This is a genomic window from Streptomyces sp. SID12488 (assembly GCF_010548275.1).
Classification (GTDB): domain Bacteria; phylum Actinomycetota; class Actinomycetes; order Streptomycetales; family Streptomycetaceae; genus Streptomyces.
Genome location: NZ_JAAGLT010000017.1, coordinates 135,350 through 161,350 on the forward strand (window position 1 = coordinate 135,350; position 26,001 = coordinate 161,350).

At 70.6% G+C, this 26,001-nt stretch carries 17 protein-coding genes; 6 read left to right on the top strand and 11 right to left on the bottom strand.

All coding sequences use genetic code 11. The features are described 5' to 3' along the window. The first annotated feature begins 64 nt into the window (after window positions 1-64). From G3I56_RS24940 to G3I56_RS24955, 4 genes are read left to right on the top strand one after another with little or no spacing between them, the layout of a single operon-like run. Window positions 65-1,027: a sugar ABC transporter permease gene (locus tag G3I56_RS24940; RefSeq protein ID WP_164412569.1), complete on the top strand. Its 963-nt coding sequence runs from the start codon at window positions 65-67 to the stop codon at window positions 1,025-1,027. Window positions 1,028-1,085: 58 nt separating this feature from the next. Further along, window positions 1,086-1,907 (top strand): carbohydrate ABC transporter permease, encoded by an 822-nt coding sequence (locus G3I56_RS24945; RefSeq protein ID WP_164412570.1) that lies wholly within the window; start codon window positions 1,086-1,088, stop codon window positions 1,905-1,907. 25 nt (window positions 1,908-1,932) lie between these two features. Beyond that, window positions 1,933-3,903, top strand: a complete 1,971-nt coding sequence (locus tag G3I56_RS24950; RefSeq protein WP_164412572.1) for a beta-L-arabinofuranosidase domain-containing protein — start codon at window positions 1,933-1,935, stop codon at window positions 3,901-3,903. A gap of 50 nt (window positions 3,904-3,953) precedes the next feature. Further along, a complete protein-coding gene (locus G3I56_RS24955; RefSeq protein ID WP_203690582.1) occupies window positions 3,954-6,101 on the top strand; it encodes a beta-L-arabinofuranosidase domain-containing protein in 2,148 nt (715 codons plus the stop codon). A gap of 52 nt (window positions 6,102-6,153) precedes the next feature. On the opposite strand, the gene G3I56_RS24960 is transcribed toward G3I56_RS24955, so the two are convergent. Continuing rightward, the gene (locus tag G3I56_RS24960) at window positions 6,154-9,357 is read right to left on the bottom strand and encodes a glycoside hydrolase (protein ID WP_343240045.1); all 3,204 of its coding nucleotides are present in this window, start codon (window positions 9,355-9,357) and stop codon (window positions 6,154-6,156) included. A 242-nt stretch (window positions 9,358-9,599) separates the two neighbouring features. On the opposite strand from G3I56_RS24960, the gene G3I56_RS24965 reads away from it, so the two are divergent. Continuing rightward, complete coding sequence (locus tag G3I56_RS24965) at window positions 9,600-10,214, top strand: hypothetical protein (protein ID WP_164412575.1); 615 nt, start codon at window positions 9,600-9,602, stop codon at window positions 10,212-10,214. Window positions 10,215-10,321: 107 nt separating this feature from the next. After that, entirely contained in the window at window positions 10,322-12,058 is a 1,737-nt protein-coding gene (locus G3I56_RS24970) for a hypothetical protein (protein ID WP_164412577.1), read from the top strand. Window positions 12,059-12,166: 108 nt separating this feature from the next. Here the strand turns inward: G3I56_RS24970 and G3I56_RS24975 are convergent, their stop codons facing one another. From G3I56_RS24975 to G3I56_RS25020, 10 genes are all read right to left on the bottom strand, one after another. Further along, window positions 12,167-12,820 carry a cutinase family protein gene (locus G3I56_RS24975; RefSeq protein WP_164412579.1) on the bottom strand — a complete coding sequence of 218 codons (654 nt, stop codon included), beginning with the start codon at window positions 12,818-12,820 and terminating at the stop codon, window positions 12,167-12,169. Window positions 12,821-12,903: 83 nt separating this feature from the next. After that, on the bottom strand, window positions 12,904-14,142 hold the full coding sequence (locus tag G3I56_RS24980) for a PucR family transcriptional regulator (protein WP_164412581.1): 1,239 nt from the start codon (window positions 14,140-14,142) through the stop codon (window positions 12,904-12,906). Between the two features lie 122 nt (window positions 14,143-14,264). Continuing rightward, window positions 14,265-15,203, bottom strand: coding sequence for an alpha/beta hydrolase family protein (locus tag G3I56_RS24985; RefSeq protein ID WP_164412583.1), 939 nt, complete (start codon window positions 15,201-15,203; stop codon window positions 14,265-14,267). 22 nt (window positions 15,204-15,225) lie between these two features. After that, window positions 15,226-19,221 carry a type I polyketide synthase gene (locus G3I56_RS24990; protein ID WP_164412585.1) on the bottom strand — a complete coding sequence of 1,332 codons (3,996 nt, stop codon included), beginning with the start codon at window positions 19,219-19,221 and terminating at the stop codon, window positions 15,226-15,228. Further along, window positions 19,218-20,972 (bottom strand): fatty acyl-AMP ligase, encoded by a 1,755-nt coding sequence (locus G3I56_RS24995; protein ID WP_164412587.1) that lies wholly within the window; start codon window positions 20,970-20,972, stop codon window positions 19,218-19,220. Before G3I56_RS24995 ends, G3I56_RS24990 begins: the two co-directional genes overlap by 4 nt. Window positions 20,973-21,068: 96 nt before the next feature. Beyond that, window positions 21,069-22,631 carry an acyl-CoA carboxylase subunit beta gene (locus G3I56_RS25000; RefSeq protein ID WP_164412663.1) on the bottom strand — a complete coding sequence of 521 codons (1,563 nt, stop codon included), beginning with the start codon at window positions 22,629-22,631 and terminating at the stop codon, window positions 21,069-21,071. Between the two features lie 156 nt (window positions 22,632-22,787). Next, window positions 22,788-23,669 (bottom strand): metal ABC transporter permease, encoded by an 882-nt coding sequence (locus tag G3I56_RS25005; RefSeq protein ID WP_164412588.1) that lies wholly within the window; start codon window positions 23,667-23,669, stop codon window positions 22,788-22,790. Continuing rightward, a complete protein-coding gene (locus tag G3I56_RS25010) occupies window positions 23,666-24,520 on the bottom strand; it encodes a metal ABC transporter ATP-binding protein (protein WP_343240046.1) in 855 nt (284 codons plus the stop codon). The genes G3I56_RS25005 and G3I56_RS25010 overlap by 4 nt, the downstream gene beginning before the upstream one ends. A gap of 74 nt (window positions 24,521-24,594) precedes the next feature. After that, entirely contained in the window at window positions 24,595-25,530 is a 936-nt protein-coding gene (locus tag G3I56_RS25015; protein ID WP_164412589.1) for a zinc ABC transporter substrate-binding protein, read from the bottom strand. Between the two features lie 95 nt (window positions 25,531-25,625). Then, window positions 25,626-25,844 carry a hypothetical protein gene (locus tag G3I56_RS25020; protein WP_164412591.1) on the bottom strand — a complete coding sequence of 73 codons (219 nt, stop codon included), beginning with the start codon at window positions 25,842-25,844 and terminating at the stop codon, window positions 25,626-25,628. Window positions 25,845-26,001 lie beyond the last annotated feature (157 nt).

The window sequence follows — 26,001 nt, forward strand, 5'->3', positions numbered from 1 at the left end:
CCTTTCAGCGGTACAGCCAGCCCACGTCCACGTCCACGTCCATGTCGCACGGCAGAGGAGAGCCATGCAGGTGAAGGCGGCCGACCCGACGGCGGCCGAACCCCGGACCCGGCCAGAACCCCGGGTCCCCCCGCCTCGTACCACCGCACCTCGATGGCGGTCACGCAGAGTACAGGGCCTCGCCTACGCCGCCCCCACAGCCGTGTTCGTGACCGTCTTCTTCCTGCTGCCGCTGCTGCTCGTAGGCCAGATGTCCCTCAGCGACTGGCCGCTCCTGGCCGGCGACCGGGGGATCAACGCCCCCGAGAACTACACCGACGCCACCGACACCACCCTGTTCTGGCCGGCGGTCCGCTTCACGCTCCTCTACACCGTGATCGTCACGGTCGTCCTCCTCGGACTTGCCCTTCTCCTCGCCCTGCTGGTGCAGGAGTCCCGCCCGGCGGCGGGTTCCTTCCGCACCGTCTACTTCCTGCCCAGCGCCCTCGGACTCGCCTCCGCGTCCCTGCTCTTCTGGGGCCTGTACAGCCCTACCACCGGACCTCTCAGCCGCATCCTGGAGAACCTGGGCCTCGTCGACGACCCGGTGTCCTTCCTCGGCACTCCGAACTCCGCCCTCCTCTCGACCGTCTTCCTCATCGTCTGGAAGTTCGCCGGGTTCTACATGCTGATCCTTCTCGTGGGCCTGCAGCGCATCCCCCACGAGGTGTTCGAGGCGGCCCGCATGGACGGCGCGAGCCGGGGCCAGATCTTCCGCTCGATCACGCTGCCGCTGCTGCGCCCATCCCTCGCGCTGACACTCCTGCTCTGCGTGACCGGATCACTGCTCGCCTTCGACCAGTTCTTCGTGCTCACCAAGGGCGGACCGGACAACAGCACGGTCACCGTCGTCCAGTTGATCTACCGGGAGGCCTTCCAGCGGATGAACCTCGGTACGGCGGCGGCCCTTTCGGTGATCGTGCTGGGCGTGCTCCTCCTGCTCAACACCCTCCAGTTCCGCGGCCTGCGCCGCGCCGACGAGTCATGAGGCGACCAGTCATGACCCGACGAGACACCAGCTGTCCGGTAGCGGAAGGGAGACCACGGTGCTGACCCGCGCCCTCGGCCGTACGCCCTACTACGTCGTCGCCGGAGGACTGGCCGTCATCTTCCTCTTCCCCCTGGTGTGGAACGCCTGGGCCTCGGTCAGCGGCCAACCCGGTACCGCACAGGAGTCCGGCTACGGCCTCGGCAACTACCGGACGCTCCTCGACTACGACGCGGGCCTGTGGCAGTACTTCCTCAACAGCACCGTCGTCTCCGTGCTCACCGTCGCCCTGACGCTCGGAGTGTCCCTGCTGGGCGGCTACGCCTTCGCCCGCTTCGACTTCCCCGGCAAGAACCTGCTGTTCCTGTTGACCCTGGCCATTCTCATGGTCCCGTACGCCACCCTCCTCATCCCCCTCTACGTCCTGCTCGGCCGACTCCACCTCCAGAACTCACTGATCGGGCTGAGCCTCGTCCTGGCCATGTTCCAGCTGCCGTTCGCCACCTTCATGATGCGGATCTCCTTCGAGGCGGTGCCCCGTGAACTGGAGGAGTCGGCGCTCGTCGACGGCTGCGGTACGGCGGGCGCCCTGCGCCGGGTGCTGCTGCCCGCCGTACGCCCGGGGTTGATCACCGTCGGCCTGTTCGCGTTCCTCGCGGCCTGGAACGACTTCATCGCCCCGCTGATCCTGATCTCCGACAGCGAGAAGGCACCTCTGCCGCTGGCTGTGGCCAACCTCCGGCAGCAGAGCATGGGCGCCGTCGACTACGGCGCCACCGAAGCCGGTGTGGTGGTCCTCGCCGTGCCCTGTCTCCTCCTCTTCCTGCTGCTGCAACGGCACTACGTACGAGGCTTCATGTCGGGCGCGCTGAAGGGCTGACCAACCGGATGAAAGGCATCAATTGGTGAGCGATGACCGAGAGTTGTCGACCGTGCTGCCCGTGGCACCGACCCGGGGGCGACTGCGCCCGCTGGGCCTGGACGAGGTGAGGATCACCGGCGGTTTCTGGGCCGGGCGCCGGGAGGTCAACGCCAACGCCACCCTCGCCCACTGCCGGGACTGGATGGAACGCGTCGGCTGGACCGGCAACTTCCGGGCCGTCGCCGAAGGCCGTATCCAACGGGACCGGCGGGGACGGGAGTTCGCGGACTCCGAGATCTATAAGCTCCTCGAAGCGATGGCCTGGCAATCCGGAACGGGTATTGGCACAGGCACAGGCACCGGTGCCTGTTCCGCGCTCGACCAGGACATCGTCGCGCTCACCGAGGCCGTCGCATCCGCTCAGGATCCGGACGGCTACCTGAACACCGCCTTCGGTCATCCGGGACAGCAGCCCCGCTACAGCGACCTCGAATGGGGTCACGAACTGTACTGCTACGGGCACCTGATCCAGGCGGGCGTCGCCCAGGCCCGCGCCCAGGGTGAGGGTGAGCTGACGAAGATCGCCCGACGCGCCGCCGACCACATCTGCGCCACCTTCGGCCGGGGTGGCATCGAACGAGTCTGCGGCCACCCGGAGATCGAGACGGCCCTCGTGGAACTGGCCCGGCTTACGGGCGAGGAACGCTACCTCGAGCAGGCGGCCCTGTTCATCGACCGCAGGGGCCAAGGCACCCTCGCCGACGGCGAGTTCGGCCGCGTCTACCACCAGGACGACCTGCCGGTACGGGACGCCACGGTGCTCCGGGGCCACGCAGTCCGCGCCCTCTACCTCGCGTCCGGCGCGGTCGACGTGGCCGTGGAGACCGGGGACGAGGAACTGCTCGCGGCAGTTGTACGTCAGTGGGAGGCGGCGGTCGCCAGACGCACCTATCTGACCGGCGGCATGGGCTCCCACCACCGGGACGAGGCCTTCGGCGACGACTTCGTTCTCCCGCCCGACCGCGCCTACTCGGAGACCTGCGCCGGCGTCGCCTCCGTACAGCTCAGCTGGCGGCTGCTCCTGGCCACCGGCGACCCGCGCTACGCCGACCTCGCCGAGCGGACACTCTTCAACGTGGTCGCCACCTCCCCGTCCGAGGACGGCCGGTCCTTCTTCTACGCCAACACCCTGCACCGGCGCCACCAGGGCCCCGTACCCGCCGCCGACGCGGTGAGCCCGCGCGCCGAATCGAGCCTGCGCGCCCCCTGGTTCGCGGTGTCCTGCTGCCCGACGAACGTGGCACGCACCCTGGCCCAGCTGCCCGCCCACCTGGCCACGGCCGACGACCAGGGCATCCAACTCCACCAGTACGCCGACGCGGAGATCGCCACATCCCTCACCGGCGGCCACGACATCGCGCTGAGCGTCCGCACCGACTACCCGTCCGGCGGCATCGTGACGGTACGGATCGACCGCTCGTCCCCGGCCCGCCACTGGACCCTGTCGCTGCGCGTCCCCGCGTGGACGGAGGGCACCACGGCCTACCTGGTCGCCCCGGAGGGGACCTGCCGCACGGTCGGCCCGGGCACCGCCGAGGTCACCCGGCTCTTCCTTCCCGGCGACGAGGTCCGGCTCGAACTGCCCGTGGCACCACGGTGGATCGCCCCGGACCCGCGCATCGACGCCGTACGCGGCACGGTCGCCGTCCAGCGCGGCCCGCTCGTCTACTGCGCCGAGTCCGTGGACCTGCCGGACAGGCGTGAGGTGGACGCCGTACGAGTGGATCCGTCCGCCGAGCCGGAGGACGGGCCGGAGGGCACCGGCACCGTTGTCGCGCCGGGTGAACTCGTCGAACCGGACGGTCCCGGAGACCCCGCATGGCCTTACCAGCCACTCGACCGAGCCACCGTTTCCACCGCCGAGCGCACGGGAATCGTCCTGGTCCCCTACAACTCCTGGGCGAACCGCGGCCCTTCGACGATGCGCGTGTGGCTGCCGACCACAGAGACGTAGCCCAGGCCGACCACAGACCAGGCCCCCGAACCCCACGATCGGAGCCCGAGATGACCCAACCACCCACCCGTCGAAACCTGTTGAGACTCGCTGCGGGAAGCGTGGCCGCCACGCCACTCGCGTACGCGGTGCCGGCTGCGGCTCTCCCCGCGTCGCCGGCGTCAGGCGCCGCCCTCGCCGCAGCCGCCCCGCCCGTCACCTGGTCCGTGCAGCCCTTCCCCCTGGGCCAAGTGACCCTGGGTGACGGCGTGTTCCGGCGCAAGCGCGACCTGATGCTGGAGTTCGCCAGGTCCTACCCGGCGGACCGCATCCTGGCCGTCTTCCGTGCCAACGCGAGCCTGGACACCCGGGGTGCGCAGCCGCCCGGCGGCTGGGAGACCGCCGACGGCAACCTGCGCGGCCACTTCGGCGGTCACTTCCTCACCCTCGTGGCACAGGCGTACGCCGACACTCGTGAGGCCGGGCTGAAGACCAAGCTGGACTACCTGGTCACCGCGCTCGGCGAGTGCCAACTGGCCCTGGCGGACCACGGATCGCCGCGACCCAGCCACCCCGGGTTTCTGGCCGCGTACCCGGAGACGCAGTTCATCCTGCTGGAGAGCTACACGACCTACCCCACCATCTGGGCGCCCTACTACACCTGCCACAAGATCATGCGCGGCCTCCTCGACGCCCACACCCTGACCGGCAACCAGCAGGCCCTGACGATCGTCTCGAAGATGGGCGACTGGGTGCACAGCAGGCTCAGCCGCCTGCCCCAGGCGCAGTTGGACCGCATGTGGTCGATCTACATCGCCGGCGAGTACGGCGGCATGAACGAGGTGCTGGCCGACCTGTACGCCCTCACCGGCCGGGCGGAGCACCTCGCCGCCGCCCGCTGCTTCGACAACACCGCGTTACTGGACGCCTGCGCCGACAACCGCGACATCCTCGACGGCAGGCACGCCAACCAGCACATCCCCCAGTTCACCGGCTACACAAGGCTGTTCGACCACACGGGGACGACGAAGTACGCCAGTGCCGCCCGCAACTTCTGGGGCATGGTCGTGGGCCCCCGGACGTACAGCCTGGGCGGCACCGGCCAGGGGGAGATCTTCCGGGCGCGGAACGCGATAGCCGCGACCCTCGCCGACAACAACGCAGAGACGTGTGCGACGTACAACATGCTGAAGCTGAGCCGGCAGCTGTTCTTCCACACGCCCGACCCCGCCTACATGGACTACTACGAACGAGGCCTGACCAACCACATCCTCGCCTCCCGCCGGGACGCCCGCAGCACGACCAGTCCGGAAGTCACCTATTTCGTCGGCATGGGCCCGGGAGTCGTGCGCGAGTACGACAACACCGGTACCTGCTGCGGCGGTACGGGTATGGAGAACCACACCAAGTACCAGGACTCGGTGTACTTCCGCTCCGCCGACGGCAACGCGCTGTACGTCAATCTCTACCTCGCCTCCACCCTGCGCTGGCCGGAGCGGGGCCTCGTCATCGATCAGACGAGTGACTACCCGGCCGAGGGTGTGCGCACCCTGACGTTCCGCGAGGGCGGCGGCAACCTCGATCTGAAGCTCCGGGTGCCGTCCTGGGCCACCGGAGGCTTCACCGTCACGGTCAACGGGGTTCCGCAGCCGGCCGGGGCCGTACCCGGCAGCTACCTCACCCTGAGCCGGAACTGGCAGCGCGGTGACCGGATCACTGTCTCCGCCCCGTACCGGCTGCGCGTCGAACGGGCCCTGGACGACCCCACGGTCCAGTCGCTGTTCTACGGCCCGGTCCTGCTGGTCGCCCGGAGTCAGGCCACGACCTTCCGCACTTTCTCCTTCTACAAGGACTTCACGCTGCAGGGCGACCTCGCTGCCTCGGTCAAACCCGAGGGCCGCACGCTGCACTTCACCACGCACGGCCTGACCCTGGCCCCGTTCCACATCGCGGACACCGCCCGCTACCACGCCTACTTCAGGCGCTCCGAGCCCGTCGTCGTGTTCGGCACGGCCACCTCTGGGGTGCCGAACCGCGCCCGCACGGACGGTCTGACCTTCCTCGACGTGCTCTGGGCGCGGGCTCCCTTCGCGTCGCAGGGGGCCTTCCTGGACGCGGTCCGGGCCCTCACCGACACCTGGCTGTCCCAGGGCCTGTTCAGCCGGACCGAGCGGGACGCGGTCGTTGCCGCTGCCGTCCGGGCGAACCTGAGGCGCTGAGGGCCGGAGGGAGGGGAACCGGTCAGCGGTTCCCCTCCCTCCGAGCGTGCCTTCAGCGTCGTCGTACGAGCGTGATCCGGTACGTCGTCGTCCGCGTCCCGTCCTCACCGGTCACCGTGACGACGGCCTCCGTCCGGCCGTGCTCGTGGACCTTCTCGACCGTGACGTCCGCATAGGGGTCGCGAGCCGTCGCCGTGACCTCGGCCCGCGCCGGATCGCCGGTCGCCACCCGGTAGTCGGTCGTCCCTGGTTCGAAGGTCGCGACCGGTACACCGGCCACCTCGATCGACGCGGCGGCCGAATCCGAGGCGACACCGGGCGACTTGGCGTACACCTCGAGCTCGCTCATGGTGATGTAGCCGCCCTGACGTGCCGTCATGACCACCCGCACCCCGGCAGCGGGCCCCGCCGTCAGCGGTACGTCGATCACCGGCGCGCCCTCGGTCCCGACCGGCACGGTGCCGCTCGCGTCGGTCCAGGTGTCGCTGCCGGCCGCCCGCACCTGCACCTTGAGGCCCGCGGGGAAGGACGCGCTGGACCCGTCCCGGTAGAAGCGCGCGACGATCCTGCTCAGGTCGCGGGCCTTCGGCAGCGTGTACGTGATGGTGTCGGAGGCGTTCTTGGTGTTCCCCGACTTCCAGTTCGACCATGCCTTCTCGGTCAGGTCACCGTTGCGCAGCTTCTCCGCGGAGTACCCGCTCTCGGTGAACGTGGCGGCAACGGAGACGTCCGAGTCGGGCGCGATGTTGGTCGCCACCGGTTCCGTGACCTGGACGCGTACGGTCGCGTCGGTCGTACCGCCGCCGACGATCCGGGCGACACCGTGCAGGGACACGGTCCCGGTCGCGCCGAACGCCCCCTCGGGCGCCGGGGCCCAGGTGACCGGAAGGTCGGTCCGGCCTCCGTGCGCGCCGACGCCGACGACCGTGGCGGGCAACTCCGGCTGCCCGCCCACGTAGGTCTTGGCACGGCCGGACAGGGTCGAGGCGATCGTGTCGACGGTGACGACCGCCTTCGCGGGGATCGTGCGCCCGAGAGCGTCGGTCGCCTCACCCCTGACCCGCACGGTCCCGGCCTTGCGCCAGGCGCGGTCCGACGGCAGGTCCCACACCACGGGCAGCGAGCCCCGGGCACCGTCCGGGAACACCGGCGTCACCGTTGTCGGCAGCTCGGGCCGCAGACCGGGGACGGTGAACGTCGTCGCGGGCCGGGTGCGCAACACCGTCTCGTCGGGCACGGCCCAGCGCTGGTTCGCCGCCGAAGTCGGGGTGTACGTGGACACCTTGGCGCCGTCCGTGGAGGACTGCCCGGTGACGTCGAGCAGGCGGCCCGTGGCGGCGTTCACGAACGTCCAGGAGCCGTCGCCGGTCGTCGACAGGATCCACTGGGCGCCGCCGTCGGGCTCACCGTTCGCCGGGTCCGGGGTTTCCAGGACGGCCACGTTGTCGCGTACGGCGAGTTGTTTCCCGGTGGTGGCGCTGGTGAGGGCGTAGCGTTCGCGGTTCTCGCTGCCAGGGGTCAACTGCCGTACGGACCAGAGCTGTTGCGGGTTGGCGGCGTCGGTCGTGCGGATGACGACGCCGGTGCCGTCGTCCGAGGGGGCCAACGATTTGCCGCTCTGGGCGCCCTGGAGCCGGTAGACGTGCCCGGGCTGGACGAGGGCGGCGTCGTTCGCCACGCCGCTGACACCCTCGATCAGGAAGGTCGTCACCGACTTCGCGGGGACGGTGAGCGTCGCCGACCGGTCGGTCACCCGGACCGAGGTACCCCGCACCAGCGCGCCGTCGGCACTCGTCACCACGGGCGTGACGGAGGCCTTTCGTGAGACCTTGCCGAAGCGCGAGAGGTCGAGAGTCACGGAACGCGCGGCCGTACCGCTGTTCACGTGCACCGCCGTCGCGGCCCGCCCGGACGCCTTCACGGCGGCGACGGTGGACGCGTCGTCGGTCTTCACGAAGTGGTCGCCGGGCCGGATGTAGTGCGTGAAGTTCCGGATGGTGTGGAACTTGGAGTTGGTCTTGATCGGGCAGGTCTCCAGGGTGTCCGCAGCCGTGCAGTTGAACGGGATGTGGATGCTGCCCCAGTTCTTGCCGGCCGCCGCCTGCGGGATCGAGTCCTCGATCGGCTGCCAGAACACCCAGGCGGAGGGCTCCAGTTCACGCATGTCGTCGACCATGCGGGTGGCGATGCCGAGCCCCGGATCCATGCTCGTGAAGTCGCTGCCGGTGCCCCAGTTGCCCTCGACCTCGCTCATCCACAGCTTCTTGTCGGCGCCCTTGGCGATGTCCCGGGCGCTGGTGCGCATTCCGGTGCCGTAGGTGTGCACGTTGAGCTGGTCGACGGCGGCCCGGGCCTCGGTGCTGTAGGCGTTCCAGTTCTGGGTGAAGATGCTCGGGTTGGTCTCGTCCATCGCGGAGACCGTCGCGTCGGTCTTCGCTCCGGCAAGTGCCTTGTCCAGGGCCAGAACGACCTTCTGCTGGAGTGCCGGTCCGGCGTGCGCGCCTTCCTGACGGCCGCCCGTGGGCTGACCGTCGGCGCCCAACTGGGTACCCCAGTAGTTGGTGTTGGGCTCGTTCAGCGGATCGATGGTGTCGAACCTGATGCCGTGCCGCTTCTCCATCTCCTCGGTCACCCGCACCAGATAGGCGGCGAACTCGTCGACACGGTCCGCCCGGATCTGGTCCGTGTTCGAGTCGAAGCCCCCGGAGACGTACCCGCTGACCGTCTGGAACCAGGGCGGCGAGTTGCTGAACGCCTCCCAGGTGGTCACCTTGTCCTTGACCTGGTCCACCCACCAGCGCTGGTTCGCGTCGGCGTCCCAGTTCCAGTCGTCCGGGTTGTTCGGGTCCCACCAGTCCATGTCCTTCTGGGTGGTGCCCTCGGGGGCCTTCCAGAAGCCCTCCATGGTCGCGCCGGCCTTCATGTAGTCCGTGCGGACGTCCGGGGCGTTGCCGCCGCCGATGTTGTAGCGCGCGATGTTGAGATCGAGCCCGTCCTCACCGAACAGCATGTCCACGAGCCGTCTTCGGACGGGCTCCGGATAGCCGCCCGTCGCGTTGGCGAACCAGACGAGGCTCGTCCCCCAGCCCTCGAACTCCTGCTGCTGGTACGACGGATCGATCCGCACGTTGACCGTGCTCTGCGCCGCCGCCTCCGCGCTCGTCGCGGGCTGTGCGACCAGGAGACCCGCGCCGAGTACCAGGGGGACCGCCGAGGCCAGGGCCCGGACGATGCGATGGCTGTGCCGAAGGGACACGGCACTCCCTTCCACAACAAGGAGGCGAACAGAACCGAACAGAAGGAGTCGCACTGACGGCATGCTTGATGACAAAAATGAACACGTCAAGATGGCGGGCAAGGTCCGTTGTGGCGGCGGCACTTGGCGCAGTTCATTGACGCGCCCGAAACATCTGGCTAGCCTCCCGGCAACCTGGGAAAGCGCTTTCAGGACGCCGTCGTCCCCCCAATGCGACGGCTCATCCCCCCACAGGAGCCCCCATGAGTTCACAACGAGTTTCCTGGCGCGGCAAAGCAGTCGTGGCCGCCCTGGCAGCCGCGATGCTGGCAGGACCTGGCATCGCGCAAGCAGCCCCGCAGACCGCCCCCGTGGCCGGTGAGAGTGCCGCGGCGGCCACCATCACCTGGTCCCTGGTCCGGGCGAGCAACCCCACGACGGACCAGCAGAGCGCATACAACCTCATCACCACGGCCATGAACGCCGCCGTGACCCGCTACAACAATCTCAGCGACCTCGGGAAGACCATCACCGTCCGCTACGAGCCCGGAGTGCCCACCGCCGACGGCAGCCTCAACGGGACCATCCGCTTCGGCAGCAACCGCAGCTACATGACCGAGCGGACCGCTCTGCACGAGATCGCCCACACCATAGGCGTGGGCACCAGCTCGGGCTGGTCCTCGCTGGGCGGCAGTGGCACCTGGACCGGCGCGCAAGCCACGGCGCTGGTAAGGCAGTTCGACGGCTCCGGCGCCAAACTGTCCACCGGCGGCGGTCACTTCTGGCCCTACGGCCTGAACTACGAGAACGAGTGGTCCGGCACCGCGGCCGATCGCCACGTCCGGATCGTCGCCGCCATGAAGAACGACGGGCTGTAGGCAAGAGGAGAAGGCTGGTTGGTGCCTGATGACAAAGGCGCCACCGGGGGCTGCGTTCTTGTGAGCACCGCCTGATCGCGTGGTCCGCGCGGTCCTACGGTCGCGCTATGAATACGAGTCGCAGCAGAGTGAAGTCCGTCAAGAGGGTGAGCGGCACCGCGCTGGCGGTGCTGCTGACCACCGGGACGCTCACCGTGGTGGCCCCGGAGGCGCACGGCGAGAGCACGCGCACAGAGGCCCCCGTGGCTTCGTCGGGCACAGTGGCGGTCGCCGGGGTGACCGAGACGGTCGTCCGGGTGAAGGCACCACTGCCGGTGTCCTTCGGGGCCCGGCCGGCGGCGTGCGACTGGCTGTCGTACCTGCGCTACCGCTCCTCCGACGGGCCCGCGGAATCGGCCGGCGCCGACCGGATCCTCGTCGCCCAGCCGGGCATCCTGGAGGGCGCCGGGGCCTTCGACAGCGTCGCCCGCAACACCGTGGCACGCGCCGCCGAACGTGGCCTGCACATCGAGTTCTGGGCCCTGGACCGGCGCTCCAACTGCATGGAGGACCACACCGGCATCGACTCCGGCGACCAGCACGCGGCCGTCGACTACTACTACCGGGGCAAGCAGGTCGCGGGCCGTACGTTCGCCGGGTTCGTCGGCAACGACAAGCTCGGGTGGATGGCGAAGCTCGGCATCGAGCAGACCGTCCGCGATCAATACACCCTGCTCACCGCCGAGTTGCCCGACCAGGGGCTGCGCGAGCGGAAGGTGCTGTGCGGCGGGCACTCCCTGGGCGGTGTGATCACCGGGTACTTCGCGGTCGCCGACTTCGACGGCAACCCCGCCACCACCGCCGACGCCGGACACCGCCAGTGCGCGGGCTACTTCGCCCTCGACACCACCGTCTCCACCTCGCTCGCCGACCTGAGCGGCAGCATCCCGGACGACACCAACCTGCCCGACATCGGCCTCGGTTACGGCGTCGTGCAGGCCGGGCTCGACAGCGGACTGCTGCCGCGCTCACTGTCCGCGCCGGTCCTGCTCAACGCCGAGACGATGACCCTGCTGGCCATCGCGGGTGTCGGCGCGATTCAGGACCCGGACGGTGAGGCCGACCTGCCCTCCTATCTGCCCGCCAACCTCAACATCGAGGCGACGAACCGCTTTCTGTTCGCCAAGGACGCCGCCGCCTTCCTCACGGGCTCACCGGCCGTGAAGGACTTCCGGCTCACCAACGAGACAGTGCTCGGCGCGCTCCTGGACGACAACTCCGTACCGCTGGCGTTCCTGCAGAGCAGCGTGGGCTTCTTCGACGGCGGGCCGATCGTGGACAAGAGCTTCCCCGTCACCAACGGCGACGACGAGCAGCCAGGGCTGTTCGGCACCGCGTACAAGGCCATCCCGGACCGGCCGCACGGGCCGCTCTACACCTGGCGGAACTACGACCGTGTCGGCGATCCGGACGACCCCGGGTACCGATCGGCGGACGGGACGCCGTTCACCGGCGCGGGGAAGGAGGTCACCGACATCCAGGAACTGGCCCGCAGCCTCGCCGCGCAGCCGCTCGACTTCACCGAGCAGTACTTCCCGACCAAACTGGTCACCGACCTCGAACTGGCCACCTCCCCGCAGGTGAAGCGGCTCATCGTGCACCCCGACGGGCTCACCGCCAACCCGACGCTCACCGTCCTCGCGGGCGACGGACTGCTGGCGGGCCGCGTCCCCGCCGCCCTCGACCCCGTGGTCGCCGACGGCTACCAGCACCTCGATGTGCTGACCGCCGCGCCCACGCAGAACAACGGCCGTCCGGAACCCGTCTCCACGAGCCTCACGGAGTTCGCCCGGGATCCCCGATAGCCACCCGAACTTCCTCCCATGGAAGAAGGGCCCGGGAGAATTTTCTCCCGGGCCCTTTCCCGTACGAGTTTCCGTACGACGTGCCGTACGGCTGCGGGTTCGGACGGCTCAGACCTTGCCCGCCGCGAAGTCGGCCGCCGCGCCGGCGTTCGCCGTGTAGCCGAGGTGGGCCAGCACGTCGCCCCCGCCGTTCTCACAGATGGGGTCGCCCTTGGCGCAGAAGTCGATGGTGCGGCTCTGGTAGGTGCCGGTGACGCTCTTGCCGATGGCCCGGATCGGATTGCCGAACAGCAGCACCGCGGCGACCTTCCCTTCCAACGCGGCGGGAATGGTGGCCACGATCGGGCTGCCGACCACCGCGCCGGCACTGCTGATTCCGATGGAGTTGTCGACGACGTTCGCGCCCTGCGAATAGCCGACCAGAATGAAACGCTGGTTCGGGCACGATGTCGCCTGGCTCCTGACGTGGTTCACCAGATCCGAGTTGCCCTGCGCGGCCGATGTGAGGGAAAGGTCCGCGGGGTAGTTCACCTTGTAGCTGGACAGGCTTTTTCCCGTCAGTTTCCGTTGGAGGGAGGAATACACCGGGTCGCCGACGATCGCGCCGAGAGTGCCCGGCTCGAACGTGCCGCGAGCTGCGACGACGTCGATGTCGGTACAGGCGGCGGCAGGTGCGGCGGCGGTGGCGGCGGGCGCCGAGAGCGTGCTTAGTCCGGCTCCGCCGACGAGTGCGAGCGCGGCGATACAGAAGCGGATACGCATGGGGGGATCCTTTGAGGGTCGGGCGCGGTCAAGCGCCTATGAGAAAGGACATCCCGAACGTATTCGTGTTGCCGCACTGAGGGTTATGGACGGGAATTCAGGAATTCCTCGTTTTTTTGTGCCGACGTGAGTGCCAGGATCAGATCCAGCCGGTTGGCCGGGTCGTGCAGGGCGGCCTCGCCGAACACCTTCTCCAGCTGGCGCAGGCGATAGCGCACCGTCTGCGGGTGGATGTGCAGCCGGGCGGCGACATCGGGCACGTTGCTGCCGGTGAGCAGCCAGGCGAGCAGCGTCTCCGCGAGCCTCCCGCGCTGCTGCTCCGAGACCGTGTCGAGGGGGGCGAGAGCGCGCACCCGGAGCAGGTCGAGCATGGGTTCGTCGCTGTGCAGCAGCAGGGTCGACAGATGGTCGGCGCAGCGCACCACCCCCTGCCGGGGGAGTATCCCGCGCCCCATCAGCCCGAGGGCCCGGGTGGCCCAGCGCAGTGACCTGGCGGCCTCGGTGAGCGGAACCGTCGGCCCGATCGCCGCCGGCCGCCCCCGCAGCGCGAGCGTGAACGCCCGGCCGCCGAAGCCACCCGAGCCGTCCGGGTCGGGCACCAGCATCCGGGGCGGCCGGGACTCCATGTCCACCAGCGCCCCCGCCGCCGCCAACGGCCGCTCCTCCTCCCGCTGGTCCGGCGAGGCCGCGAGGACGACGACCGCGACGTACGGCGGTACGGTCCACCGGGCGCCGTGCGCCATGTCCCGCACCGCCTCCGGGGACAGCGGCCCCTCGCCCAGCAACAGGCCGAGCAGCCGCCCTCGACGCCGCTCCAGCTCGTCCGTGCTGCGCGACTGCCCCTCCGCGTAACCGGCAGCCGCGGCCTCGGCGACCTCGTGCACGGTCCGGAACGCCAGCCCGGCGAGCCCGGCCATGACCGCGGAGTCCAGCCCGAGTTCCTCCGTCGTACGGCCCAGCAGCCGCCAGGCGTGCATGCCCCCGACCCGCAGCGCGGACTGCAGGGTTTCCAGGCTGTGCCCCTCCAGCGCCTCACCACGCCCCAGCTCGTGGTAGATCGCGGTGATCGAGTCTCCCTGGGCACGCGGGTCGGCGATGTGATCGACGAACAGGGTGAGCGCCTGCACGACCCCCGATCTGAGGAGTGCGCGGTACCTCTCGTCGGCCGACCGGGCGGCGTACTCCGGGACCTGTGCGCGAACCTCCTCCTCCACCTCGTCGGCGACGGCCTCCAACTGGTCGCGCAGCAGTTTGGCCAGTTCGGGCGGTACGGGGGCGGCTCCGGGGCCGTCAGGTACGCCGTGCGGGACGGGGGTCGCCACGGAGGGCCCTCCTTTCACCCGGAGACGGCTCACCCACGGACTGGTGCCTGTGGGGTGAGGGACGAGTCCTGGGTTGGACGGGCGTCCCCTCCGTTCCGTTCCGTGCCCCGACGGTACCGACCTCACTCCGGCACCCCCAGCGCACGGGCGAGCATCGGCCACGACGCGCTGAACTCCCCCTTCCAGTAGGCCCAGCCGTGTCCCCCTCCCGAGTAGTAGTGGGTGGTGACCGGGACGCGGAGCAGCGCGAGCGTGTCGGTGAAGGCGTGCGCGGAGAGCCACAGGGCGCTCTCCAGCGCCTCGGGCAGCCAGTCACCGGTGCCGCCGACGACCCCGCTGCCGCTGGAGACGTACAGAGGGGTGCCGCGCAGCCCCTCGGCGCGGGACCGCGGGTTGAAGTCACGCCAGGTCAGGAGGTTCAGGAGGGGGCTGCCCCACAGGGAGCGGGGCGCCAGGTTCTCGCGGGCCACGATCGCATCCACGAGCGGGGGCACACCGGGTGCCATGGTGTCGAGGATGCCGCTGTACGAGGCCGCCGCCGCGAACAGCCCCGGATGGCGTGCCGTGTGCGCCATCGCGCCGTAGCCGCCGGTGGAGACCCCGGCGACGGCCCGGACACCGGAGGCCCGGTACTGGCGGGCGAGCAGCGCGGGGACCTCCGTGAGCTGGAAGGTCTCGTAGTCGGGGCCGCCGCGCCAGGCGGTGGGAATGCCGGTGGGCCCCGCGTCCGGCATCGCCACGATCAGGTCCCGGCCCTCGGTGAAGGCCTCGATGTCCGTCTCCCGGGTCCAGGACGTGTAGTCGTCGTGGGCGCCGTGCAGAAGGTACAGCACGGGGTAGGTCCGTCCGGTCTGCGTGCCGAAACCCGACGGCAGGATCAGCCGTACCGGCGCGCTGCGGCCCAGGGCGGGGGACGACACGGAGACGTCCAGAGTGCGGGCGGAGAGCCGGGTCACGGCTCGGGCGGTGGCGGCTCTGCCGCCGAACAGCGCGGTCAGACCGACGGCCGTCGCGGCTTTGGTGACGGTGCGTCGGGACACTCCGGTGCTGGGATGGGCCATGTCTTGCTCCTCGTCGTCCGGTTCAGCGGCTCTGCTCGTCGAGTACGCGCCGCAGTCGGGCGGCGATCTCGTCGACGTACGGCGGGTCGAGCAGCGACAGGTGGTGCCCCGCGACCGGTACGACGGTCAGGCGCGGGCACACCTCGTCCCAGCCGAGCGCCTCGTCGTCGCGCTCGTACGCCGGGTCGCGCACGGTGTGCGGCGCGGGCTCGGTGGCCCGGTACAGGACCACCCGCCCGTCGTAGGTCCCGGGTCGGTGGGCCTCGCCGATCCTCAGGTCCAGGTAGGAGGAGCGCTGGTGCTCCAGGGCGGCGGACGGTACGTCGGCGACCGCGCGCAGGGCCCGCAGCACGGTGTCGATGCGCTCGCCGTCGTCGTCCATCGCGAGCAACTCGTCGTACGGAAGCTCCAGTTGGACCCCGTAGACATCAGCGACGTGACCGGCGAAGCCCGTGAAGTGGGCGCGGAACCGGTCGGCCGGGGTCTCACCGGGCCGAGGGAGTGGCCGTACGGAGTCGATGAGCGCCACGAGCTCCACGTCCCGCCCGGCGGCGGTGAGTTGCCGTGCCGTCTCCTGGGCGACAAAGCCGCCGAAGGACCAACCGCCCAGCAGACAGGGCCCGTTCGGGTGGGCGGCTGCGACCGCCTCGGCGTAGCGGCGCGCCTTCTCGATCACGGTACGGGCATCCGGGAGCCGTTCCAGTCCGTACACCGGCCGCTCGTCACCGAGCCGTTCGGCGAGTGCCCGGTAGACGTCGGTCGTGCCCCCTGCGGCGTGGACGAGGAAGAGCGGGGCGCGGGAACCCTTGTTGCGCAGTGTGCGCAGGGGGGAAGCCGACTCGCCTGCCAGGAGCGCCTGTTGAAGGTGATCGGCAACCGACCGGACGCTGGTGGCGCCGAGCAGCTCGCGCAGGGGCAACTCGATCCCGAACTCGCCCTGCAGAGCGGTGCGGATACGGACGGCCATCAGGGAGTCCAGGCCGAGGTCGGCCATGGCGGTGGAGGGCGTGATGCGGGCCGCCGGGTGCCCGGTGACGGCGGCGATGTGCTGACACAGCCGGCCGGATACGGACGTGTCCGGTACGTCCGCCACCTCAGTCACCGCCGGCGTCGTGGCCGTCGCGCGACCGTCCGTCCACCAGTGCCTGACGTGCCGCCAGCGCGGCGCGGGCAGGTCGATCACGCGGCCAGGAGGCGACGGCAGGCGTCCGCCCGCGCAGTACAGCGCGCCCACCTGGGTCAGGAACCCGGCGGAACTGTCGGCGTCACGGCGCAGGGTGCCGATGGCGAGGGCGCCGGGCGCGGTGTCGAGGACGGCCCGGGTCAGGACCGGGTGCGGCGAGATCTCGACGAAGGCGTGGTGACCGTCGGCATGAGCCGCCGCGACGGCCCGGTCCAGGCGCACGGGCCGTCGCAGGTTCGCGGCCCAGTGGGCGGCGTCGAAGAGGGAGTCGTCGCGTGGGTCGTCCAGGACGGTGGAGTAGACGGGGACGAGGGGTTGTCCGCCCCTGATGTCGGCCAGGCAGTCGGTCAACTCCGGCAGCAGCGCCTCGACCTGGGGAGAGTGCCCGGCTCCGACGACGCGCAGGGCGCGAGCGGTCCGCCCCTGCTGCTCCAGCCGCCGCACAAGCCGGGCCACCGCCAACTCCTCCCCGGCGACGATCTTCTGTCCGGGCGAGGAGTGCACGGCGACGCAGACACCGGGGAAGTCCCTCTCCAGTGTGTCGAGTTCACTGTCGTCGAGGTCCACGACAGCCATGGAGCCACCCCGCAGTCCGCTGAGCAGCCGGGCCCGTACGGCGACCACCCGGGCGGCCTCCGAAACGTCCAGCGCACCCGCGCACACCGCTGCGGCCACCTCGCCCACGGAATGGCCGATGACGGCGACGGGCTCGACACCGTACGAGCGCCACAGCTCGGCGAGGGCCAACTGGAGCCCGAACAGCACGGGTTGGGCGACCTCCAGCCGGTCCAGGTCGCCGCCGCACGCCAGATGCTCGTACAGGGACAGCCCGCACTCCGGGGCGATCTGCGCGTCGAGTTTCTCCACGGCGGTGGCGAAGGCGGGTTCCTCGGCCAGTAGCCGCCGTCCCATACCGGCCCACTGGCTGCCGTACCCGGAGAACACCCACACCGGCCCGCGCCCGACGAGATCGCGCTCGTCGGTCACGACCTGCGCGTGAGGGTTCTCATGCCCCAACGCCCTTAGCCCGTCCGCGAGTTCGACCGTGTCACGGGCGACGACCGCGGCGCGCACAGCACCCCGCCCGACGCGCCCGGCGAGCGTGCGCGCCACGTCGGCGGGGTCCGCGGCGCTGCCTTCGGGCGTACCGAGCCAGTCGGCGAGCCGGATCGCGGTGTCCCGGAGTCGGACGGTGTCGATGTCGGAGAGGAGGTGGAGGCGGGTGACCGGTTCGTCCTCCCGGGGCGGTGGGAGGACGTCGGGCCGCCACTCCTCCAGTACCGCGTGGGCGTTGGTGCCGCCGAACCCGAACCCGGACACCCCGGCGGTGGCCGTACCGCCGTAGCGCGGCCACGGCTCGCACTCGGTGACCACCCGCAGCCGTTCGTCGTCCAGGGCGCTTCCGTCCGCGCAGTGCAGGGACGGCGGAATGGTGTCGTGGTGCAGCGCGAGGACCGTCTTCACCAGCCCGGCGATGCCCGCGGCCGACTCCAGATGGGCGAGGTTGCCCTTGACGGAGCCGAGCAGCAGCGGCTGGTCGGGGTCGCGGCCCGCACCGAGTACGGCACTGAGCGCGCCCGCCTCGATCGGATCGCCGAGCGGGGTACCGGTACCGTGCGCCTCGACGTGGTCGATGTGCGCCGGGGTGAGCCCGGCCCGGGCGTAGGCGGTGGCCAACAGGGCTTTCTGGGCTGCGGGGTTGGGCGCCAGGAGGCCGTTGGAGCGACCGTCGGAGTTGACGGCCGTGGCGCGGATGACGGCGAGGACGCGGTCGCCGTCCCGCTCGGCGTCGGACAGCCGCTTCAGCAGCACGGCCGCGCAGCCCTCCCCGCGTCCGATGCCGTCGGCCGCCGCCGCGAACGGCTTGCACCGGCCGTCCGGCGCCAACGCCCCGGCTCGCCGGAACGCCACGCTGACGGTGGGCGAGAGCAGCAGGTTGACCCCGGCGGCGATCGCCGTGTCGCTCTCACCGGTGCGCAGGCTGACACAGGCGTGATGCACGGCGACCAACGAGGACGAGCAGGCGGTGTCGACTGCCATGCTCGGCCCCCGCGTGTCCAGCACGTACGCCAGCCGCCCGGCGGTCACGCTCAACGCGGCGCCCGCGGGCGCCCGGGGGTCGACAGCCGCCGGGTCGGCGCCGGTGAGCGAGCCGTACTCCGCGGCGGAGACGCCGACGAAGACGCCGGTGGCGCTGCCGGCGAGGGAAGCGGCCGGGACGGCGGCATGGTCGAGGGCCTCGTGGACAACCTCCAGGAGGATTCGCTGCTGCGGGTCCATCACCGCGGCCTCGCGCGGTGTGACGCGGAAGAAGTCCGCGTCGAACCCCGCGATGTCGTCGAGGTAACCGCCGTACCGGGGCGCCTCGTCGGGCGGGAACGGGCCGAAGTCGCGCCACCGGTCCTCGGGCACCCGGCGGACGGCGTCGACGCCGTCGGTCAGCAGCCGCCAGTAGTCGCCCGGCCCGTGCACACCCCCGGGCAACCGACAGCCGACCCCGATGACCGCGACGGGCTCGTCGGACGCAGCCGGGGGAGGGGTCGACCTGCCCACCGGATCGGCCCCGGTACCGGTACCAGCCCCCTCCACCGATTCCGCGCGGCACAGATACGCCACCAGGGCATCCCCCGTGGGCGCTTCCCACAGCAGCGTCGCCGACAACTCACGGCCCGTTGCCCGCGAGAGCTCCCCGGCCAGCACGACCGCGTCCCGCGACGACATACCGAGGTCGGCCAGCGGCCGGTCCATGGGCACATCCCCGGCAGGCGTACCGCTCCAGGCGGCCACCCGCTCGGCGACCAGCCGGCGTATCGGGCCCTCTTCGACCCCCCTCATTCGCCCGACTCCGCCGACTCCGGCGTATAGACACCCTCCAGATAGCGTCTCCGCGTCAGTGCCCGGGCCACCTTGCCGCTGGACGTACGGGGGACGGTGCCCGGCGGCACGAGGACGACATCGGCGAGCCGCAGTCCGTGCCGTGCCGAGACGGCCGCGCGGACGGCACGCACCAGTCCCGGTAGGTCGATCTCCGCGAGGCCGATGCTCCGTACGTGCTCGGCCACGACGACCACCCGCTCGCCCGCGTCACCCGGCACACCGAAGGCGGCGAGCCGGTCGGGCCGGACGGCGGGGTCCGCGTCCTGGACCGAGGCCTCCACGTCCTGCGGGTAGTGGTTGCGGCCGTCGACGACGATGAGGTCCTTGAGCCGCCCGGTGACGATCAACTGACCGTCCAGGAACGTCCCCAGGTCACCGGTGCGCAACCAGTGACCGGCATCGGCCGTGTCGTCGGAGAACGTGGCGCCGAACACCCGCCGCGTCTGCTCGTCCCGATTCCGGTAGCCGCGGCCCACGTTGGGACCCTGCACCCAGATCTCACCGACCTCTCCCTCGGACAACCGGGCGCGGGACACGGGATCGGCGATACGCACCCGCTGACCCGCCGGAGTCCCGCAGCCGGCCAGCGTCACGGCTGTGGGATCGTCGGCCCGCGCGGGCAGGGCCTTCCCGGTGGCGAGGGCGTCGCGGTCGAGCGCGAACCGCCTGAGCGGCTCCCCGGGCCGGGCGGCGCTGACAAAGACGGTGGCCTCGGCGAGCCCGTACGACGGACAGTGGGTGTCCGGCGCCAGCCCCTGGGCGGCGAAGGCGGCGTGGAAACGGTCGGCCGTGCCGGGTCGGACCGGTTCGCTGCCGTTGAGCAGCGCGGCGACACCGTCCAGCCGCAGGTCCCGCTTCTGGGCATCGGTGACGGCCGAAGCGCAGTAGTCGTAGGCGAAGTTGGGCGCCGCGCTCAGTGCGCGAGGATGCGCGGCGAGCAGCCGCAGCCAGCGCACCGGTTCGTGCAGGAACGCGGCAGGATCCATCAGCACCGACAACAGCCCCCGTACGACCGGAGCGGCGACACTCAGAACGAGTCCCATGTCGTGGTACAGCGGCAGCCAGCCCACACAGGTCGCCGGATGCTCGTCCAGGCCGTAAGCGGCCAGCGCCTGATGGGCGTTGGCGACCACGTTGCCGTGACTGATCTCCACGCCCGCCGGGGAACGGGTCGAACCGGACGTGAACTGGAGGTACGCGACCGAATCACCGTCCGGCCTGACCGGCGGCAAGTCCCCGACTACGTCCGAGACTTGGTCCACGGCGATGATCCGGACCGGCAGACGGGCGCAGAAGTCCCGCACCTGGTCGTGGATGTGACTGGTTGTCAGGACGACCTCTGGACAAGCGTCGTCCAGCACGGCCGCGAGGCGCTCGCCGTGCCCGGGCAGGCTGGGCGGATACAGCGGGACGGCGACCAGCCCGGCCGTGAGGGCCGCCAGGAAGGCGGTGACGTACTCCGTACCTTGCGGGCACAGCAGCGCGACCCGGGTGCCGGGCTCGGCCTCTTCGGCGAGGCGGCCTGCCAACGCCCTTACGCGCAGGTCCAGCCGGCGCCAGGTCAGAGTGCGGTGGACGCCGCGCGAGTGCGGGGCGTGATGGTCGACGAAGGTGAACGCCCGGCGGTCGGGGGTGGTTTCGGCCCAGTGCCGTACGTACTCGGGCAGACTCCGGTGGGCGGGGGCGAGCGGGGGGCGGCGGCTGTCCATCGGGCATGGCTCCTCACATCGCGGGAACGGCGGGGACGGCGTGACACAGACGGCTCGGGCGGCTCGGAGGCCTCGGGGGGCTCAGGAACTCAGGTCTCAGAGGGGGATGTTGCCGTGCCTGCGCGTCGGCATCGGGGCACGCTTGCCGCGCAGTGTGCGCAGGGCACGGCAGATGTGGTCGCGGGTGTCGCGCGGGGCGATGACGGCGTCGACGTACCCGCGTTCGGCGGCCAGGTAGGGCGTCCCGTATGTGCTCTCGTACGCGGCGATCAGACTGGCCCGCAGCGCCTCTGGGTCTTCGGCGGCGGCCAGTTCACGCCGGTGCAGGATGCCCACCGCACCCTCGGCGCCCATGACTGCGATACGCGCGGTGGGCCAGGCGAGGTTGATGTCGGCGCCCAGATGCTTGGAGCCCATCACCGCGTACCCGCCGCCGTACGCCTTGCGCACTACCACCGTGACCTTCGGGACGGTCGCCTCTGCGTACGCGTACAGCAGTTTGGCGCCGCGCCGGATGATCCCGGCCTGCTCCTGGCGGACGCCGGACAGATAGCCGGGGACGTCGGTGAAGGTGAGGAGGGGGATGCCGAACGCGTCGCAGAACCGCACGAAACGCGCGGCCTTCTCGGAGGCGTCGATGTCGAGCACACCGGCACTGTGCAGCGGCTGGTTGGCGACGACACCGACGGAAGTGCCCTCGACGAGGGCCATCGCGCAGATGATGTTCGGCGCGAACAGCTCCTGGATCTCCAGCAGTTCACCGCCGTCGACGACCGCGCGCAGGATGTCCCGCATGTCGTAGGCCTGCCCGAGCCGGTCCGGCACGACCTCGTCGAGACACACGTCGTCGGGTGGCGCCGCCGGCGCGTACTGCGGGGGCCGCTCCAGGTTGTTGGCGGGCAGGTACGACAGCAGGTCGCGCACGGTGTCGAGGGCCTCCACCTCGTCGGCGGCGAGGAAGTGGGCGTTGCCGTTGACGGAGTTGCTGGTGCGGGCGCCGCCCAGATCCTCGGCGCTGGTCCGCTCCCCGGTGACCGCCTCGATGACGTCGGGCCCGGTGACGAACATGTGCGAGGCACCGTCCACCATGACGGTGAAGTCGGTGATGGCCGGCGAGTACGCGGCCCCGCCGGCACACGGCCCGAGAATGACCGAGAGCTGGGGGATCACCCCGGACGCCTGCACGTTGCGCCGGACCAGCTCGGCGTAGAGGGCGAGCGAGGTGACGCCCTCCTGGATCCGGGCGCCACCACCGTCGTTGAGCCCGATCACCGGACAGCCGGTCTTCATCGCCAGATCCATCAGGGCGATCGTCTTCTCCCCGAAGGCCTCGCCCATGCTGCCGCCGAAGACCGTGGAATCCTGGGCGAACACACAGACGGGACGACCGTCGACCATGCCGTGCCCGGTGACCACCCCGTCCCCGTACGGGCGCTGTCCGCCGTCCGCGGTGGGCCGCGCCCGGACGAACATCCCGGTCTCCGTGAACGAGCCCTCGTCCAGCAGCAGGTCGATCCGCTCCCGGGCGCCGAACTCCCCGCGTCTCCTCGGCCCGCTTGCCGCCAGCGCCCGCGACCGACGGCTCTCCAGAACGGTGATGCGGTCGGCGGTGCGGTCGGGCAGGCGTGTGGCCCAGGATGTTGTCGCCTCTATCGTCACAGCCACCTCCGAAGGGGTTCTCGAATATGGCAGCGCCAGAGGAGGAGACCGGGGCAATCACCTTTCTGTGTGCGCGAGGTGAGTCCGGCGGGACCGGAGTTCGTCCGTGAGTGACAAGGGGTGGTACGGGACGGTCCGGTGTGAGAAGGAGCTGTGTCAGGCGGGCTGCGGGGCTGTCCTCCTGACTCCCCACCGCCGGGTGCGGTAGGTGCCGACCAGGCGGCACAGCGCGTAGATCGTGAACGAGATCGTCGTGACGTACGGGCTGATGGGGATGGAACTGCCCAGGGCGAGCAGGATGCCGCCCTCGATGGAGAGCACGGCGAAGACCACACTGAGCAGCGGCAGCAGCACGGGGGACGCGGTGACGCGGGCGGCAGCCGCGGCGGGCGTGACGACGAGGGTCAGGACCAGCAGAGCGCCGACGACCTGGACCGACAGGGCGACGGTGAGGCCGAGCACGATCATGAAGGCGAAGGACAGTCCGCGCACCGGCACACCACGGGCCGCGGCGACGTCCGGGTCGGCGCTGGCGAACGTCAGTGGCCGCCAGATGACGGCCAGGGCGACCAGGACCAGCGCGGACGTGCCCAGGAGCCAGGTCATCTGCGGGGTGTCGACCGCGACGATCTGCCCGGTGAGCAGGCCGAACTTGTTGGCTGCCCGGCCCTTGTAGAGGGCGAGGAAGAGCACGCCGAGCCCGAGACCGAACGGCATGAGGATGCCGATCGCCGAGTTGCGGTCGCGGGCCCGCGCGCCCAGGAGCCCGATCGCGCCCGCCGCGAGGAGCGACCCGACGATCGAGCCGGCGACGATGTTCGCCCCCAGCAGCAGCGCCGCCGACGCACCCGCGAAGGACAGCTCGCTGATGCCGTGCACCGCGAAGGGCAGGTCGCGCATGGTGACGAAGACCCCGGCCAGACCGCCGACGAGGCCGAGAGCCGCGCCCGCGATGAGGGAGTTGCGGACCAGCGCCAGGAGTTCGCCGTAGTTCTCGAAGCTGAAGATCTGGTGCCAGACCCCCTCGGCGAGCGTCATCGGCGTACTTCCTCGGTCTGAAGGACAGCCTGATGGGCGGTCTCAAGGGATGCGTCAGGGGATGTGTCATGGGCGTGATGCGGGGGCGCGGCCGGTCCGTCGGGGGCGCCGACGACCACGACCCGCCCCTGTACGCGCAGGACGTCGACCCGGGTGCCGTACAGCTGCGACAGGGAGTCCGAGGTCAGCACCTCCTCCGGTGTCCCGATCCGGTGACCGCCCGGCGCCAGATACAGCACGCGGTCGACCAGGCCGAGCACCGGGTTGATCTCATGGGTCACGAAGACCACGGACGTGCCGTGGGAACGGCGGCGGGCGTCCACGAGTTCGGTGACCGCCCGCTGGTGGTTGAGGTCGAGGGAGAGCAGAGGTTCGTCGCAGAGCAGGATGCGCGGGTCGGTCGCCAGGGACTGGCCGATGCGAACGCGCTGCCGTTCGCCGCCGGACAGCATGCCGAGGGGGACGTCGGCGTACGCCGAGGCTCCGACGGAGGCGAGGATCTCGTCGACCCGGCGGCGGACGGAGCCCGTACGCAGGCGGGGTCCGAAGCGGTGCCCGTCGATGCCGAAACGCACGAGATCGCGGGCGCGCAACATCGCCTGCGCGGACAGTTCCGCCTGCTGAGGGACGTACCCGACATGCCGGCCCGCCTCGCGCGGAGGGCCGCCGAGGACGGTCAGTGTGCCGGCGGACAGTGGCTGCCGGCCCAGCAGGGCCCGTACGAAACTGGTCTTGCCCGAACCGTTCGGCCCGAGCACGGCCAGGAACTCCCCAGGCCGCACATCAAGGTCGAGGCCCTGCCACACCACCCGTGTGCCGTACGACAGTTGGGCGCCGCGCAGGCTGACCACCGCATCCGAGTCGCTGCCCTCGGCCCGCCCCTCACCCCGGCGGGCGCGGGGTACGGCGGCCGGGGCGGGCTGCCTCACTTGGCGAGCGCGCTCGCGAGCGCGTCGACGTTGGAGGTCATCCAGGCGAGGTAGGTCTTGCCGGCCGGCAGGGTCTCCGTCACCGGTACGACGGGGATACCGGCCGCCTTGGCCGCGGCCTTGGACTTCTCGGTCTGCGGGCCGGACGTCTGCTCGTTGTAGACCAGCGCCCCGACCTGCTTGTCGCTGAACACCGCGAGTGTGGCCTGCAGAACCCGGGGGGAAACGTCGTCGCCCTCCTCGATGGCCTCGCTGAACTGCTCGGGCGTCCTGTTCACCAGACCGCTCGCGGTGGTCAGGTAGAGCGGGACGGGTTCGGTGATGGCGATGCCCTCCCCGGCGTGCTCCTTCTTGATCTGGGCCTCCTTCGCCTCCAGCACCGTGAGCTTCGCCTTGAAGGCCTCGGCGTTCCTGGTGAAGAGGGCGGCGTCGTCGGCATCGGCCTTGCCGAGCGCCGCGGCAATACGGTCGGCGATCTTCGCGACGGTCGGGAAGTCGTACCAGACGTGCTCGTTGAGCTCGCCGCCCTTGGGAGCGGTCTTCCCGGAGACCTTGACGGCGTTGATGACCTCTGCGGAGGAGCCGCCGCTCTTCAGCATCCGGTCCACGAAGTCGTCGTAGCCGCCGCCGTTCTCGACGACGACCTTCGCCTTCGACAGCGCCAACTGGTTCTGGGTGTTGGCCTCGTAGGAGTGCGGGTCCTGGTCGGGGTCGCTGATGACCGACGTGACGTCGACCTTCGTGCCGCCTATCTGCTCGACGATGTCGCCGTAGACGTTGGTGGAGGCGACCACGGCGATCCTGGACGAGGCGACCGGTTCCTGCGCGCCGTTCCCGTCACCGCCGGAGTCCGACGAACTGCCGCACCCCGTCAGGAGGGCCAGCGAGGCGCCGGTGATCAGGGCGAGGCGCCGGGACGGGGACGGGGACATGGATCCTCCACGAGGGGGTCAGCAAGGGTGTGCTCGCCACAGTAGATGGAAATGAATGTCAAAAACATGGCGGATCCTCATCTAAATGGAAACCATTACCAACACTTGACGTACTGCTCAGGCGCTCGGGTGCTCAAGCGCTCTCGTGTCTCCTCGCTCAGGTACGTGTGCAGGTCACCCGTGCTGGGGCTGCCGACGGAGGCGACGAGGCCGTCCCGGCCTGTGACGGCTGCGGCGAAGTGGACCTCGGGGTGCTCCGAGAGGGCGCGTCCCACATTGCTCGGCGCGGAGGGGGCGACGATGAGCCAGAGCATCGCCCCGACACCGGGCCGACGGATTCGGCGGTGTGCTGCACGTCGAAACAGAGGACGCCGGAGGGGCGCAGACGATCCATGCGTCGCTCGACCACGGGCTCCGCCTGGCCGGTGGCGTACTGAGTTCGCTGAACGTGGCCCGTGGAACGTCTATGAG